The 16917-nt window shown below is 53.3% G+C and carries 12 protein-coding genes; all 12 read right to left on the bottom strand.

The features are described from left to right. Window positions 1-4: 4 nt before the first annotated feature. Window positions 5-1195, bottom strand: coding sequence for an elongation factor Tu (gene tuf, locus V6575_RS15910; protein ID WP_340275681.1), 1191 nt, complete (start codon window positions 1193-1195; stop codon window positions 5-7). A 48-nt stretch (window positions 1196-1243) separates the two neighbouring features. Further along, complete coding sequence (fusA, locus tag V6575_RS15905; RefSeq protein ID WP_340275694.1) at window positions 1244-3319, bottom strand: elongation factor G; 2076 nt, start codon at window positions 3317-3319, stop codon at window positions 1244-1246. Window positions 3320-3343: 24 nt separating this feature from the next. Then, a complete protein-coding gene (gene rpsG, locus V6575_RS15900; protein ID WP_340275693.1) occupies window positions 3344-3814 on the bottom strand; it encodes a 30S ribosomal protein S7 in 471 nt (156 codons plus the stop codon). 12 nt (window positions 3815-3826) lie between these two features. After that, on the bottom strand, window positions 3827-4198 hold the full coding sequence (rpsL, locus tag V6575_RS15895; RefSeq protein WP_340275692.1) for a 30S ribosomal protein S12: 372 nt from the start codon (window positions 4196-4198) through the stop codon (window positions 3827-3829). 536 nt (window positions 4199-4734) lie between these two features. Then, window positions 4735-5028 carry a regulator gene (locus V6575_RS15890; protein WP_340275691.1) on the bottom strand — a complete coding sequence of 98 codons (294 nt, stop codon included), beginning with the start codon at window positions 5026-5028 and terminating at the stop codon, window positions 4735-4737. A 112-nt stretch (window positions 5029-5140) separates the two neighbouring features. Then, on the bottom strand, window positions 5141-9340 hold the full coding sequence (rpoC, locus tag V6575_RS15885; RefSeq protein WP_340275690.1) for a DNA-directed RNA polymerase subunit beta': 4200 nt from the start codon (window positions 9338-9340) through the stop codon (window positions 5141-5143). Window positions 9341-9441: 101 nt separating this feature from the next. After that, window positions 9442-13581 carry a DNA-directed RNA polymerase subunit beta gene (gene rpoB, locus V6575_RS15880; protein WP_340275689.1) on the bottom strand — a complete coding sequence of 1380 codons (4140 nt, stop codon included), beginning with the start codon at window positions 13579-13581 and terminating at the stop codon, window positions 9442-9444. Window positions 13582-13761: 180 nt separating this feature from the next. Next, a complete protein-coding gene (rplL, locus tag V6575_RS15875; protein WP_340275688.1) occupies window positions 13762-14133 on the bottom strand; it encodes a 50S ribosomal protein L7/L12 in 372 nt (123 codons plus the stop codon). A gap of 60 nt (window positions 14134-14193) precedes the next feature. Continuing rightward, entirely contained in the window at window positions 14194-14712 is a 519-nt protein-coding gene (gene rplJ / locus V6575_RS15870; RefSeq protein ID WP_340275687.1) for a 50S ribosomal protein L10, read from the bottom strand. A 314-nt stretch (window positions 14713-15026) separates the two neighbouring features. Next, window positions 15027-15725, bottom strand: a complete 699-nt coding sequence (gene rplA / locus V6575_RS15865) for a 50S ribosomal protein L1 (protein WP_340275686.1) — start codon at window positions 15723-15725, stop codon at window positions 15027-15029. A gap of 4 nt (window positions 15726-15729) precedes the next feature. Then, a complete protein-coding gene (gene rplK, locus V6575_RS15860) occupies window positions 15730-16158 on the bottom strand; it encodes a 50S ribosomal protein L11 (RefSeq protein WP_340275685.1) in 429 nt (142 codons plus the stop codon). A 177-nt stretch (window positions 16159-16335) separates the two neighbouring features. Continuing rightward, entirely contained in the window at window positions 16336-16866 is a 531-nt protein-coding gene (gene nusG / locus V6575_RS15855) for a transcription termination/antitermination protein NusG (RefSeq protein WP_340275683.1), read from the bottom strand. Between the last annotated feature and the right edge of the window lie 51 nt (window positions 16867-16917).

Genomic DNA, 16917 nt, shown 5'->3' with positions numbered 1-16917 from the left:
TCAATTACTCGACGATGGAAGCGACGACACCGGCGCCGACGGTACGACCGCCTTCGCGAATAGCGAAGCGCAGGCCTTCTTCCATGGCGATTGGTACGATCAATTCAACGACGACCGACACATTGTCGCCCGGCATTACCATCTCGGTACCTTCCGGCAGATGAACAACACCCGTCACGTCGGTCGTGCGGAAGTAGAACTGCGGACGGTAGTTGGTGAAGAACGGCGTATGACGACCACCCTCTTCCTTGGTGAGGATATAAGCCTCAGCCGTAAACTTCGTGTGCGGGTTAACTGAACCCGGCTTACAAAGAACCTGGCCACGCTCAACATCTTCACGGGCAACACCACGGATAAGAGCACCGATGTTGTCACCTGCCTGGCCGCTGTCGAGCAGCTTGCGGAACATTTCAACACCGGTAACCGTTGTCTTGGTGGTGTCTTTCACGCCGACGATTTCGACTTCTTCACCGACCTTGACGATCCCGCGCTCAACACGGCCAGTCACAACCGTACCACGACCTGAGATCGAGAAAACATCCTCGATTGGCATCAGGAATGGCTGGTCAACCGGACGCTCTGGCGTCGGGATGTATTCATCAACCGCAGCCATAAGCTCACGGATCGCTTCACGGCCAATGGCCGGATCACGGTTTTCAACAGCTGCCAGCGCAGAACCCTTGACGATTGGAATGTCGTCGCCTGGGAACTCATAGGAAGACAGAAGTTCGCGGATTTCCATTTCGACGAGCTCAAGAAGCTCTTCATCGTCGACCTGGTCAACCTTGTTCATGAACACGACGAGCGCCGGAACACCAACCTGACGGGCAAGCAGGATATGCTCACGTGTCTGTGGCATTGGACCATCTGCAGCTGAACAGACGAGAATGCCGCCATCCATCTGCGCCGCACCAGTGATCATGTTCTTCACATAATCGGCGTGACCTGGGCAATCAACGTGAGCGTAGTGACGGTTTTCCGTCTCATACTCAACGTGAGCCGTTGAAATGGTGATGCCGCGTGCACGCTCTTCTGGTGCACCATCGATGTCAGCATATGCCTGCGCCACTGCGCCGCCGACTTCAGCAAGCGTCATTGTGATTGCAGCTGTTAGCGTGGTCTTGCCGTGATCAACATGGCCAATCGTGCCAATGTTCACATGCGGCTTGTTACGCTCAAACTTTTCTTTCGCCATCGGATTACTCCGCTTTCTTAAATTTCGTCTAAATCACAAGGGTGGGGATCAGGCGTATTTCGCCTGAACCTCTTCGGCGACTGCCTGGGGCACCTGCTCGTAGTGGTCGAACACCATCGAGTACTGGGCACGACCCTGGGACATGGACCGCAGATTGTTCACGTAACCAAACATGTTGGCCAAGGGAACCATTGCAGTGATGACCGTGACAATCCCGCGATTATCGGTGCCGGCAATTTGGCCACGACGGGAATTCAGATCACCAATCACGTCACCCATGTAGTCTTCCGGGGTAACGACTTCGACCTTCATGATCGGCTCAAGGAGCTTAGGACCAGCCTTCTGGATACCTTCACGGAAGCCAGCACGACCGGCAATCTCAAAGGCAAGAACAGAGGAATCGACATCATGGTAGGCACCATCCGTCAAGGTCACCTTGACATCGAGGATCGGGAAACCTGCCAGCGGACCGGAAGACATCACGCTCTCGATACCCTTGGTAACACCTGGAATGTATTCCTTAGGGATATTACCGCCAACGATCTTGCTCTCGAAAACATAGCCTTCATTTGGCTCTGAAGGCTCAAGTGTGAACTTGATACGCGCAAACTGACCCGAACCACCGGACTGCTTCTTGTGGGTATAATCCACATCAGCTGCCTTGGTGATCGTTTCACGGTAAGCCACCTGCGGCGCACCGATGTTTGCTTCAACCTTGAATTCACGCTTCATGCGATCAACAAGGATGTCGAGGTGAAGCTCGCCCATACCAGCAATGATGGTCTGGCCGGATTCTTCGTCCGATTTAACTCGGAATGAAGGATCTTCAGCTGCCAGCTTGTTCAAAGCTTGGCCCATCTTTTCCTGATCGGCCTTTGTCTTAGGCTCAACAGCAATCTCGATCACTGGCTCAGGGAATTCCATGCGCTCCAGGATAACCGGCTTCAGCGGATCACAAAGTGTATCCCCTGTTGTGGTGTCCTTGAGGCCAGCAATCGCAACAATATCGCCAGCATAGGCAACATCGATGTCTTCACGGCTGTTGGAATGCATCTGCAAAAGGCGACCGACGCGTTCACGCTTGTCTTTCACCGTATTAAGAACCGACGTACCCTTGTTCAGGACACCGGAGTAAATACGACAGAAGGTAAGCGAACCCACGAATGGATCGTTTGCAATCTTGAATGCAAGCATTCCCAGTGGCTCTTCATCCGAAGCATTACGGACGATCTCAGCCTCGGTCTTCGCATCGATACCTGTGATCGCCGGGACATCCAGCGGGCTCGGAAGGTAATCGACAACTGCATCAAGAAGAGGCTGAACACCCTTGTTCTTAAAGGCAGAACCACAAAGCACAGGAACAAAGTCACCTGCAATCGTACCCTTACGGATAAGCTGCATCAGCGTCTCTGTGTCAGGCATTTCGCCTTCCAGGTAAGCTTCGGTAGCCGCTTCGTCGACTTCAACAGCAGTTTCGATCATCAACTCACGGAATTCATTGGCCTTATCGACCAGATCTTCCGGAATATCAACTTCATCCCACTGAGCGCCGAGACTCTCGTCGCGCCATATAAGGGCTTTCATCTTGATCAGATCGACAAGACCGGCAAATTCGTTTTCAGCTCCGACCGGGATCTGAAGAACGATTGAATTGCCACCGAGACGACTCTTGATCATTTCCACACAACGGAAGAAGTCAGCGCCGAGCTTGTCCATCTTGTTGACGAAAATCATCCGCGGGACATTGTACTTATCAGCCTGACGCCAAACAGTCTCAGTCTGCGGCTCGACACCAGCGTTGGCGTCAAGAAGAGCAACGGCACCATCAAGAACACGCAGCGAGCGCTCAACTTCAATCGTGAAGTCAACGTGACCTGGAGTATCAATGATGTTCAGGCGCTTTTCGTTCCAGAATGCAGTCGTCGCAGCGGACGTGATCGTAATACCACGCTCCTGCTCCTGCTCCATCCAATCCATAGTGGCTGCGCCATCATGAACTTCGCCAATTTTGTGGCTCTTACCAGTGTAATAGAGAATCCGCTCGGTCGTGGTCGTCTTACCTGCATCAATGTGTGCCATGATGCCGAAGTTGCGGTAGTCCTCGATTTTATGCGTGCGCGACATAGCGTCAGCCCTTCGAAGTCACAATTACCAGCGGTAGTGCGAGAATGCACGGTTGGCATCAGCCATACGGTGCGTATCTTCGCGCTTTTTAACGGCAGTGCCACGGTTGTTTGCAGCATCAAGCATTTCGCCTGACAGACGCTCAACCATAGTGGTCTCGTTCCGGTTACGAGCAGCAGTAATCAACCAACGAATGGCCAATGCCTGACGACGCTCAGACCGAACTTCAACCGGAACCTGGTAGGTAGCACCACCAACACGACGGGAGCGCACTTCTACCTGCGGCATAACGTTTTCAAGAGCCGCATGAAACACCTCAATAGGGTTCTCGCGGGACTTGTTCTCGATTACATCGAATGCACCGTAAACAATGCGTTCGGCTGTCGACTTCTTGCCGTCGTACATGATTGAATTCATGAACTTTGTGACGACAGTGTCCCCGAATTTAGGATCCGGGTTGATCTCGCGTTTTTCTGCGCGGTGACGACGGGACATATACTGTACCTCTTACTTCGGCCGCTTGGCGCCGTACTTGGACCGGCGCTGCTTACGATCCTTAACGCCCTGGGTATCCAACACACCACGAATTACGTGGTAGCGGACACCGGGCAAATCCTTGACGCGGCCGCCGCGGATCATCACAACCGAGTGTTCCTGAAGGTTGTGACCCTCACCCGGAATGTAACCAATCACTTCGAAGCCATTCGTCAGGCGGATTTTAGCCACCTTACGCAGAGCCGAGTTCGGCTTCTTAGGCGTCGTAGTATAAACACGGGTACACACACCACGCTTTTGCGGGCAGGCCTCCATGGCCGGTACCTTGTTCCGCTTTGGCGGATCTTTCCGCGGCTTGCGGATCAGCTGGTTGATGGTCGGCATGCTGTGCCCTTTACCTCTTCCATCCAAAAAACTTGTATGCGCTCCAGCTTCGCTGATTATGCACATGCAAAATCGCGCCCGACACTCAAAAGAGAGTGCCCGGCACTGCGAAAAACCAGAGGACCACTGGTTACCCAGCGGTCATGCAATCGACGCGTATTCGCCTATATGAACCCGGCAGCGTTTAAGTTCTTTAGGTTCGGCGCTTGGCGCGCTTGAACTCAGGAGTACTTACCGCCTGCCTTCGGGATGGCCGGAAACTACTCACAGACCCCCTCCACGTCAAGTGCTTTGTAGGAAAAATCCGGTTTAGGGCACTTTTGCTCCAAATCCCGGTTTCCTGCCGTTTCCAGAGAACTTATCGCGCAATTATCGCAATAAATTTCCATCGCCGGTGGAGTAATGTTTCAACAGCACCTAGATTGTCATGCCGCCGATATGAATCAATCGTTAATTTGATGATTCATTCCCGGACAGTTCCGACAAGAATCGATATCCCGGATTCGCATGGCCGCTATGCAACCTGCAATCGCTGTTTAATCGGTGAGTGTAATAACGGCAACATTGCCCGCTAGAGCGTCCTGATAAGCCCCCTCATAGATCGGCTCGTCTGGCTCGCCGTCCATGACACCAATCTGGTCTAGGTCAGCTTCTATAAAGCCCTGGCTAGAGAGAGCTTCCAGCGTTTTACGTACGGCATCGTCGTCATCGGCAGCACGCAACATCGCATGGATCGGTATTGCGTTATCCTCAGTGCCTTCTGTCGTGTTCCAGACCCGTCCAATCACAATATAGACGGTCGGATCCATTGCATCCCCATTATCACTCATCGGGAAACTCCATTTGGTTTGCTCAACTCTGTATTCGGCATTTAATCCGGTCTTCCTAAAAGAAAGGCCGCCCGAAGGCGGCCTGTCTCAATCTCGTAAACAGCATACGACCTTATTCGGCCGCGCCACTCAAGTCTTCCAGAAGGCCTTCTGCAGCACTCGCAGATGCCTGCTGACGCTGTGCATCCTGGATCAGGTCATCACGATGAGTTGCAATCTGACGAATGCGCTTCATCACCCCACCTGTACCGGCCGGGATCAAACGACCCACAATGACGTTCTCCTTAAGACCGACAAGCGGATCGACCTTGCCGGTAACCGCAGCATCGGTAAGGACGCGTGTGGTTTCCTGGAAGGACGCAGCTGAGAAGAACGAACGGGTCTGCAACGAAGCCTTGGTAATCCCGAGAAGAACTGGGTTGCCCTTGGCTGGCTGCTTCGCCTCATTGATCGCACGCTCATTGGCTTCCTCAAACTCAAGCCGGTCGATCTGCTCGCCCGGGAAGAATTCAGTGTCACCAGACTCTGTGATCTCGACCTTCTGCAGCATCTGCCGGACAATCACTTCGATGTGTTTATCGTTGATCGTCACGCCTTGCAGACGATAGACTTCCTGGATTTCATTGACGAGGTAAGCAGCAAGTGCCTCCACGCCCTTGACGGCCAAGATGTCGTGCGGCGCCGGGTTCCCATCGAGTACATACTCACCCTTTTCAATGGCATCGCCTTCCTGAAGGTGGAAGTGCTTGCCCTTAGGGATGAGGTATTCAACTGGTTCCAGAGACTCGTCCGACGGATCAATGATAATCCGGCGTTTGTTCTTGTAGTCACGTCCAAACCGGATCGTACCAGTCAGTTCAGCGATAATCGCATTGTCCTTTGGACGACGCGCTTCGAACAATTCAGCAACCCTTGGCAGACCACCGGTGATGTCCTTGGTCTTGGCGCTTTCCAGAGGAAGACGGGCCAGAACGTCACCAGCTTTAACAACTGCTCCCTGCTGAACCGAAAGGATCGAGTCTACCGAAAGCTGCAAGCGTGCATCACTGCCACGTGATGTCTTGGCGACCTCACCCTTGTCGTTCTTGACCACAATAGCCGGGACAAGGTCCTGACTGCGCTGGTTAGAACGCCAGTCAATGACAACACGCTTTGTGATACCGGTTGCTTCATCGGCAGTCTCCTGGACCGAAGCCCCATCAACCAGATCTTCGAAGTCAACCACACCGGCAACATCGGAAAGCATTGGACGGGTATAAGGATCCCATTCCGCTATCCGCTGGCCGCGCTTGACGCTGTCGCCCTCATCCACATGCAGCTTGGAGCCGTATGTGGCGCGGTGAACAGCACGCTCATTGCCATCACTATCTGTAACGACAATCGACATGTTCCGGACCATGGCAATCAGATTGCCATCGCTATCACGGGACACTGAACGGTTCCGCATGGAAATCGTGCCATCGACGTTGGATTCGATGAAGGACGAATCTACCACCTGAGCCGTACCACCAATATGGAACGTACGCATGGTGAGCTGTGTACCAGGTTCACCGATTGACTGAGCAGCGATAACGCCGACTGCTTCACCCATATTGACCGGAGTACCACGAGCCAAGTCACGCCCGTAACACGTTGCGCAAACACCCGTTTCAGTTTCACAGGTCAGAACCGAACGGATCTTGATCTGCTGAACTTTCGCAGCCTCGATGAGGTCAACGTCTTTTTCATCAATCAAGCGCCCCTTGGGAACGATGATTTCGCCAGTCTGGTGGTTGTAGACATCTTCCGCTGTCGTCCGACCAAGAACACGCATACCGAGATTTGCAATGACGTTACCTGCATCAACGATTGGTGCAACGGTAATGCCACGCTCTGAACCACAGTCCTGTTCGATGATGATCGAATCCTGCGCAACATCGACGAGACGACGTGTCAGGTAACCCGAGTTCGCTGTCTTCAAGGCCGTATCTGCAAGACCCTTACGGGCACCATGTGTGGAGTTGAAGTACTCCAGAACGGACAGGCCTTCTTTGAAGTTCGAAATAATCGGGTTTTCAATGATCTCACCAGATGGCTTGGCCATCAGACCGCGCATACCAGCCAACTGCTTCATCTGCTGGGGTGAACCACGGGCACCGGAGTGAGACATCATATAAACCGAGTTCATCGGCTTTTGACGTCCAGTCTCCTCGTCGATGTGAACCGCTTTAATACGGGCCATCATCTCGTCGGCGACCTTGTCTGTGCACTTCGCCCAGGCATCAACGACCTTGTTGTACTTCTCACCCTGGGTAATCAGACCATCATTATACTGCTGCTCGTATTCCGTCGCGAGGGCGGAAGTATCGGCGACCAGTTTCTGCTTGGTATCCGGGATCAACATGTCATCCATGCCGAAGGAAATACCTGCACGACAGGCGTTCGAGAAACCGAGCTGCATGATGCGGTCACAGAAGATAACAGTCTCTTTCTGACCACACGCACGGTAAACCGTATCGATCATCTTGGAGACGTCTTTTTTCGTCATCAGCTTGTTACAAGCGTCAAACGGAACTTCGTGATGCTTAGGCAGCAGCTCGGAGATGAGCATACGTCCAGGTGTTGTTTCAAAGATTTCGGTGACTTCGTTGCCATCAGCGTCAATGTTCTGATAGCGGCCACGGATCTTAGAGTGCAGCGTTATGACCTTGTTCGAAATCGCGTGATGGATCTCGCCAATGTCACTGAAGGCCATGCCCTCGCCCGGCTCGTTCTCTGCCATGATCGACAGATAATAGAGGCCAAGAACAATATCCTGCGACGGAACGATGATCGGGCCGCCGTTTGCCGGATGCAGAATGTTATTGGTGGACATCATCAACGTCCGTGCTTCAAGCTGAGCTTCCAGCGAGAGCGGAACGTGAACAGCCATCTGATCACCATCGAAATCGGCATTAAACGCTGTACACACGAGTGGGTGCAGCTGAATAGCCTTGCCTTCGATCAGGGTAGGTTCGAAAGCCTGGATGCCAAGACGGTGAAGCGTAGGCGCACGGTTCAGGAGAACCGGATGCTCACGGATCACTTCGTCGAGGATATCCCAAACTTCAGGACGTTCCTTTTCGACAAGCTTCTTCGCCTGCTTCACCGTTGAAGAGAAGCCTTTGGCATCAAGACGCGAGTAGATGAACGGCTTGAACAGCTCAAGAGCCATCTTCTTCGGCAAGCCACACTGATGAAGCTTGAGTTCTGGTCCTACGGTGATAACCGAACGACCAGAGTAATCGACGCGCTTACCAAGAAGGTTCTGACGGAAACGGCCCTGCTTGCCCTTGAGCATGTCGGAGAGAGACTTCAGCGGACGCTTGTTGGCACCTGTGATGACACGGCCACGACGACCATTATCGAACAATGCATCAACAGATTCCTGCAGCATGCGCTTTTCGTTCCGGATAATGATATCCGGCGCACGCAGCTCAATCAGACGCTTCAAACGGTTGTTACGGTTGATCACGCGGCGGTACAGATCGTTCAGATCCGACGTCGCGAAACGGCCACCGTCCAACGGTACGAGAGGACGAAGATCAGGCGGGATCACCGGAACGACCGTCATGATCATCCACTCAGGCTTGTTGCCTGAATCCATGAAGGCTTCAATGACCTTCAGGCGCTTTGCCAGTTTCTTAGGTTTCAGTTCTGTGGTCGCTTCAGCGATCTCAACGCGCAGCTGTTCGCTGATGCGTTCAAGGTCGAGGCTCATCAGAATTTCGCGAATAGCCTCAGCACCGATCATGCCGGTGAAGGAATCTTCGCCATATTCGTCCTGAGCAGCAACATAGTCTTCTTCAGACAAAAGCTGATGTAGCTTGAGCGGCGTCAGGCCAGGCTCAAGAACAACGTAGTTCTCAAAATACAGAACCCGCTCAAGATCCTTGAGCGTCATGTCAAGCAGAAGGCCAATACGCGATGGCAGGGACTTCAGGAACCAGATATGCGCAACAGGCGCAGCCAGTTCGATGTGGCCCATACGTTCGCGGCGAACCCGTGACAAGGTGACTTCAACGCCACACTTTTCGCAGATAACGCCTTTGTACTTCATGCGCTTGTACTTGCCGCAAAGACATTCATAGTCCTTGATCGGGCCAAAAATACGTGCGCAGAACAAACCGTCACGCTCAGGCTTGAACGTACGATAATTGATCGTTTCCGGCTTTTTGATTTCGCCGAAAGACCAAGACATGATCTTCTCCGGGCTCGCAAGCGAGATCCGGATGTTGTCGAAGGTCTGTGTCGGAGCCTGTTGATTAAACAGGTTCATGACCTCATGATTCATGGTCTAACTCCTTCGATGCACGGAGGGGGAGCGGGCCCGTCGGCCCCCTCCCCGTATCCTGCATATCAATCCCAAATTCGGTCTTTTTCATGCCCTTGAGGTTATTCGGCAGCATCGGCTACCACTTCGCCTTCAATTTGGGGCTGGTCGTTGCGTTGAAGTTCAACGTTCAGACCGAGGGACCGCATTTCTTTAACAAGCACGTTGAAGCTTTCCGGAATGCCGGCTTCGAATGTGTCATCACCGCGAACGATGGCCTCATAGACCTTTGTACGACCGGCAACATCATCCGATTTCACCGTCAGCATTTCCTGCAGCGTATAAGCTGCACCATATGCTTCCAGTGCCCAGACCTCCATCTCTCCAAAGCGCTGACCACCAAACTGCGCTTTACCACCCAGCGGCTGCTGCGTAACAAGTGAGTACGGGCCAATCGAACGAGCGTGGATCTTGTCATCAACCAAGTGATGCAGTTTGAGCATATAGATATAGCCCACTGTCACCTGACGATCGAATTCCTCACCCGTTCTGCCATCGTAGAGTGTCGACTGTCCGCTTGGCTTCAAGCCGCCAACTTTCAAGGCATCAACAACATCAGGCTCACGTGCACCATCGAAGACCGGAGTCGCGATGGAAACACCCTTGCGCAGCTGTTCCGCAAGGCGGACGACACCTTCGTCGTCGTAATCCTTGACGTTGTCGCCCTTCATGTTGTCACCGTAGATCTCGATGACCTTGCCACGAAGCTGATCGATCTCGCCGGACTTGCGATACTGGTCGTAGAGCTCCCCGATCCGCTTACCCATACCGGAACAAGCCCAGCCAAGGTGCGTTTCAAGGATCTGACCAACGTTCATGCGTGACGGCACCCCAAGTGGGTTCAGCACGATGTCGACATGTGTTCCATCTTCAAGGAACGGCATATCTTCACAAGGATTGATCTTGGAAACCACACCCTTGTTACCATGACGTCCGGCCATTTTGTCGCCCGGCTGAAGCTTACGCTTCACAGCAACAAAGACCTTGACCATTTTCATGACGCCCGGTGGAAGTTCATCGCCACGCTGCAACTTCTCGACCTTGTCGATAAACCGCTGCTCAAGAAGCTTCCGGCTGTCATCATACTGACCGCGCAGAGCTTCGATTTCGCTCATGAACTTCTCATCGTCGACGGCAAACTGCCACCACTGCGAGCGTGGGTATTCATTCAGGACATCGCCGTCGAGCGGGCTGTCCTTCTTGTAACCCTTGGGACCACCAACCGCTATTCTGCCCAGCAGCATCTCGGCCAGACGGCCATAGACGTTACGATCCAGAATAGCCTGTTCATCGTCGCGATCCTTCGCGAGGCGTTCGATTTCCTCACGCTCAATCGCCATGGCGCGTTCGTCTTTTTCAACGCCGTGGCGGTTGAAGACACGAACTTCCACAACAGTTCCGCCAACACCTGGCGGCAAGCGCAAGGATGTATCGCGAACGTCAGAGGCTTTTTCACCAAAAATTGCACGGAGGAGCTTTTCCTCAGGCGTCATTGGGCTTTCACCCTTTGGCGTGATTTTGCCGACGAGGATGTCACCTGGTGTCAGTTCAGCACCAATGTAGACAATACCCGCTTCATCAAGGTTCTTAAGAGCCTCTTCCGATACGTTCGGAATATCACGGGTGATTTCTTCTGGCCCAAGCTTCGTATCACGCGCCATCACTTCGAATTCCTCGAGGTGAATGGAGGTGAAGACATCGTCAGAAACGATTCGCTCGGACAAGAGGATCGAATCCTCAAAATTATAGCCATTCCAGGGCATGAACGCGACAAGCACGTTCCGTCCAAGAGCCAGATCCCCCAGATCGGTCGAAGGACCATCGGCGATGATGTCGCCCTTCTGGATGATGTCGCCAATACGAACCAACGGACGCTGGTTGATACAGGTGTTCTGGTTCGAACGCTGGAACTTCATCAGACGATAGATGTCGACGCCGGACTTGCCCGGATCAAGATCTTCCGTTGCACGGATAACGATACGTGTCGCATCAACCTGATCGACCACACCGGTCCGGCGGGCACCAATGGCAGCACCGGAATCACGAGCCACTATGGCTTCCATGCCAGTTCCAACGAATGGTGCTTCAGCACGTACCAGAGGCACGGCCTGACGCATCATGTTGGAACCCATCAATGCGCGGTTCGCATCATCGTTTTCAAGGAACGGGATCAGGGAAGCAGCAACAGAAACCAGTTGCTTCGGCGACACGTCCATCAAGTCAACGCGTTCAGACGGGACCATCATGTTTTCGCCAGCGTGGCGACATGTGATTAGTTCAGTCGTGAACTTGCCGTCTGCATTATACTCCGCATTGGACTGAGCCACATAGTGCTTGGCTTCTTCCATAGCGGACAGATAGACGACTTCGTCCGTAACTGTCGCGTCTTTGACCTTACGATATGGGCTTTCAATGAAGCCGTATTTGTTCACACGGGCGAATGTCGCCAGCGAGTTGATCAGGCCAATGTTCGGGCCTTCCGGAGTTTCAATCGGACAGATACGTCCGTAATGCGTTGGATGAACGTCACGGACTTCAAAGCCTGCACGTTCACGGGTCAGACCACCTGGGCCCAACGCGGAAAGACGACGCTTATGAGTGACTTCAGACAGCGGGTTCGTCTGATCCATAAACTGTGACAGCTGCGATGATCCGAAGAACTCGCGAACAGCAGCAGCTGCCGGCTTGGCATTGATCAGATCCTGCGGCATCACCGTATCGATCTCAACAGAGCTCATACGCTCCTTGATCGCACGTTCCATGCGCAAAAGACCGACACGATACTGGTTTTCCATCAGCTCACCAACGGAACGAACGCGGCGGTTACCAAGGTTATCAATATCATCGATCTCACCCTTGCCATCACGCAGTTCCAGAAGAACCTTGATCACGGACAAGATGTCGTCTTTGCGCATGACACGAACAGTGTCTTCGCACTCGAGGTCGAGACGCATGTTCATCTTAACGCGGCCAACCGCAGACAGATCATAGCGCTCTTCATCGAAGAACAGCGAATTGAACATCGCTTCGGCAGTATCGATGGTGGGCGGCTCACCTGGGCGCATGACACGGTAGATGTCGAACAATGCGTCTTCACGCGACTCGTTCTTGTCCACGGCCAGAGTGTTCCGGATATAAGGCCCCGTGTTGACATAATCGATGTCAAGGATGGGCAGATCGCCATGCCCAGCTTCGATCAGGTCTTCAAGAACCTTGCCGGTGATTTCACTGCCGGCTTCTGCGTAGATCTCACCAGAAGTGAGATCAACAATGTCTTCAGCCAGATAATGGCCGTGTAGATCTTCGTCGCTGACGCGCAGGGCAACAACACCCTTTTCGGCCAACTGCTTGATCGTACGAGCTGTCACTTTCTGACCGGTTTCAACAACAACGTCACCGCTGTCAGCATCCACGAGATCATAAGCCGCTTTTGTGCCCTTCAAGCGAGCACCGTCAAACGGCATACGCCATGTACCATCCTTCGCACGCGTATATTCAATGCGATTGTAGAACGTGTTCAAAATGGTTTCGCCGTCGAGACCAAGGGCCATCAGTAGAGACGTTACCGGAATTTTACGGCGTCTATCGATACGTGCGTGGACAATGTCCTTGGCATCGAATTCAATGTCGAGCCATGACCCACGGTAAGGGATCACACGCGCTGCGAACAGAAGCTTGCCCGAAGAATGGGTCTTGCCTTTGTCGTGATCGAAGAACACGCCCGGAGAACGGTGCATCTGCGAGACGATAACGCGCTCGGTGCCATTGACAACAAAGGTGCCATTCAACGTCATGAACGGCATATCGCCCATGTAGACGTCCTGCTCCTTGATGTCCTTTACGGACTTCGCGCCGGTGTCTTCATCGACATCGAACACGATCAGGCGCAGTGTTACCTTCAAGGGTGATGAGAATGTCATGCCGCGTTGACGGCACTCATCTACATCATACTTGGGTTGCTCGAATTCATAGGAAACGAACTCAAGAAGAGACGTTCCTGCAAAATCGGAAATCGGAAAAACGGATTGGAAGACAGCTTCAAGGCCATCTACCTTGCGGCCACCGCCTGGCATCTCATCAACTTGCAAAAACTGGTCATAAGACGCTTTCTGCACTTCGATCAGATTAGGCATAGCCGCGACATCGCGGATCGATCCGTAATATTTCCGGACCTTCTTGCGACCGTTGAACGTTTGGGTCATTGTCGCTCCTCGTATCGGCCGGGTAACGGCTGGCCGAAACGCCCCTTATCAATCGGGCCAAGGCCCAGGCGCTTCGGAAAACCGTCCCCCTAGTGGGACAGGTGCCCCGGAAACGGGAAAACCCGCCGGGGCAAGAATGCGGCCCCGGAAACCCGGGACCGCAAGGGTTTTAAAACCCGATTACTTAAGCTCTACAGAAGCACCAGCTTCTTCAAGCTTCTTCTTCAGTTCTTCAGCTTCGTCCTTGGCAGCACCTTCCTTGACAGCCTTAGGAGCGGACTCAACGAGTTCCTTTGCTTCCTTGAGGCCAAGACCAGTGATGGCACGGACTTCCTTGATGACGTTGATTTTCTTGTCGCCAGCAGACGTCAGAACAACATCAAATTCAGTCTTTTCTTCAGCAGCAGCTTCGCCAGCGCCGCCAGCAGCAGCAACAGCTACAGGTGCAGCAGCAGAAACGCCCCACTTTTCTTCAAGAAGCTTGCTGAGTTCAGCAGCTTCCATAACAGTCAATGCGGACAGGTCTTCTACGATCTTATCGAGATCAGCCATTTTCTATATACCTTAAGTGTTCGAACCAGTGATTGGTTACAGACAGTGTGTATGGGCGCCTTATGCGGCCTCGTCCTTCTTGGCGTACGCGCCGAAGACGCGGGCAAGCTGCCCGGCCGGTGCGTTTACAACCTGTGCGATACGGCTCGCTGGAGTTTGGATCATGCCAACCAGCTTTCCGCGTAGCTCATCGAGCGACGGCAGTGCAGCCAGTGCTTTGACCCCATCCGGGTTCAGGTTGGTGGAACCAAGAGCACCACCAAGGATAACGAGCTTGTCGTTTGCCTTGGCAAAGTCTGCGACTGCTTTCGGGGCTGCGACTGGATCATCCGAATAGGCGATCAAAGTCGGACCCGTGAACAAATCGCTGACGTGCTCTAGTTCCGTGCCTTGAAGGGCAAGTTTCACAAGGCGGTTCTTTGCCACTTTGACAGAGCCACCGGCTTCACGAACTGACGAACGAAGTGCCGTCATTTCTGCAACCGAAAGACCTGCATAGTGCGCGACAACGACGACGCCGGTGTCACCCAGCTCGCTGTTGAGAGCTGTCACGAAATCGTGCTTTTCCGCTCTTTCCACTTGCCATCTCCATTAGGTGGCGTTTCCGCCACCGGTTTGCCTTTGCCGTTGCTGTCGGTTCCCGAACCCGGGAACGTCCACAAACGACGCTCAGGGGTCCTGTCCCCTCGCTCACGCGGGCAGCGCGGCAAGGCTCGGTTCGAACCATTCCTCCCTATTCAGGGACAATCGGTTCTCACCCATCTATGCAGGCCCATTTGGCTTAAACCGGTTTCCCGGCACCTGCAGTCTGAGACAGGGTGGTCCGGCGGAAAACCGTCGGACCAATCCAGATGGTTACCCAACTGGAAACTTGTAGAAATCCGCGAGGCGGATTATTCGCCAGCGATAGTCGCCAGATCAACCTTGACGCCCGGACCCATCGTAGAAGACAGGGAAACGCGCTTCAGGTAAGATCCTTTGGATCCTGTTGGCTTGGCCTTCTGGATTGAATCCACAAGAGCCTTGATGTTTTCGCTTAACGCATCTGCAGTGAAGGACACTTTGCCAACGCCTGCGTGAACGATACCGGCTTTTTCAACGCGGAACTGAACAGCGCCGCCCTTGGCGTCATTCACAGCGGAGGTAACGTCAGGCGTTACTGTGCCGATCTTAGGGTTTGGCATCAGGCCACGTGGACCCAAAACCTTACCAAGACGACCGACAAGCGGCATCATGTCAGGTGTTGCGATGCAGCGATCGAATTCGATCTTGCCGGACTGAACTTCAGCAACCAGCTCTTCTGCACCAACAATGTCGGCACCAGCAGCGCGGGCTTCGTCAGCCTTGTCACCACGTGCAAAGACGGCAACCTTGACGGACTTGCCTGTGCCATTTGGCAGGATGCAAACGCCGCGAACCATCTGATCCGCATGACGGGGATCAACACCAAGGTTGATCGCAAGCTCAACGGTTTCGTCAAACTTTGCAGTGCCACGTTCCTTGATCAGGCCAAGAGCCTCACCAAGAGCATAGGCCTTATCGCGATCGATGCCCTCACGGGCGGCGCGCGTGCGCTTTCCAAGCTTAGCCATGACCTTACTCCGTAACCTCGAGGCCCATGGAACGGGCAGAGCCTTCGATCATCAGCATTGCAGCATCGATGTCGTTAGCGTTCAAATCCTTCATCTTAGCTTCGGCGATTTCGCGAACCTGAGACCGGTTGACGGATCCAACGGTAGCTTTACCTGCAGTCGGCGCTCCCTTTTTCAGGCCAGCGGCCTTCTTAAGGAAGAAGCTGACAGGAGCCGTTTTCACTTCAAACGTGAAGGACTTATCAGAGTAATACGTGATCACGGTTGGGCATGGAGCGCCCTTTTCGACATCCTGCGTCTTGGCGTTGAACGCCTTACAGAATTCCATGATATTCAAACCGCGCTGACCAAGCGCCGGCCCGATTGGGGGCGACGGGGTCGCAGATGCGGCAGGTACCTGCAGTTTCAGGTAACCAGCAATTTTCTTCGCCATTTGTCTCTCCAATAGCGTCTGTTTCGATTTCCCACCGAAACATCGAAGGAGTTGGTGGTCTGGCCATATTGGCATCCGGCGAGAACACCAGGACCTACCACCCACTTACCGCCCGCACCGACATTCCGGTCCGGACATACGAAAGCGCCGCACAATGGCGACGCCCAAACACTCAGATCAAGTCTTGTCGACCTGAGCGAATTCCAATTCGACCGGTGTAGCGCGGCCAAAGATAGACACAGCGACCTTCAAACGGGCCCGCTCATCATCAACCTCTTCCACCAGACCGGAGAAGGATGCAAACGGTCCATCTGAAACCCGAACCTGCTCACCAACTTCAAAAGTTACAGAAGATTTCGGACGATCAACACCTTCTTGAACCTGATTGATGATGCGAAGCGCTTCCTTTTCAGGAATCGGCATCGGCTTCTGATCAGATCCAAGGAACCCGGTCACTTTCGGAGTGTCCTTGATCAGGTGAAACGCCTCATTGGTCATGTCCATCTTAACAAGCACATAGCCTGGAAAGAACTTGCGCTCAGCGTCAATCTTGCGACCGCGGCGAACTTCAACGACCTTTTCCATCGGAACCAGGATTTCCTCGAACAGATCGGTCAACCCTTTCTGTTCGGCCTTCTCGCGAATGGAATCGGCGACCTTCTTCTCAAAATTCGAATAGGCGTGCACAATGTACCAGCGCTTGGCCATAGTCCTCAGATCCGCTTCTATTTTTTCTTTTATATTTCTCGAAACCGCAAA

Source organism: Roseibium algae (assembly GCF_037783265.1).
GTDB classification, from domain to species: domain Bacteria; phylum Pseudomonadota; class Alphaproteobacteria; order Rhizobiales; family Stappiaceae; genus Roseibium; species Roseibium algae.
Note: the sequence above shows the minus strand (reverse complement) of the source record. Positions and strands in the feature narration are given on the sequence as shown.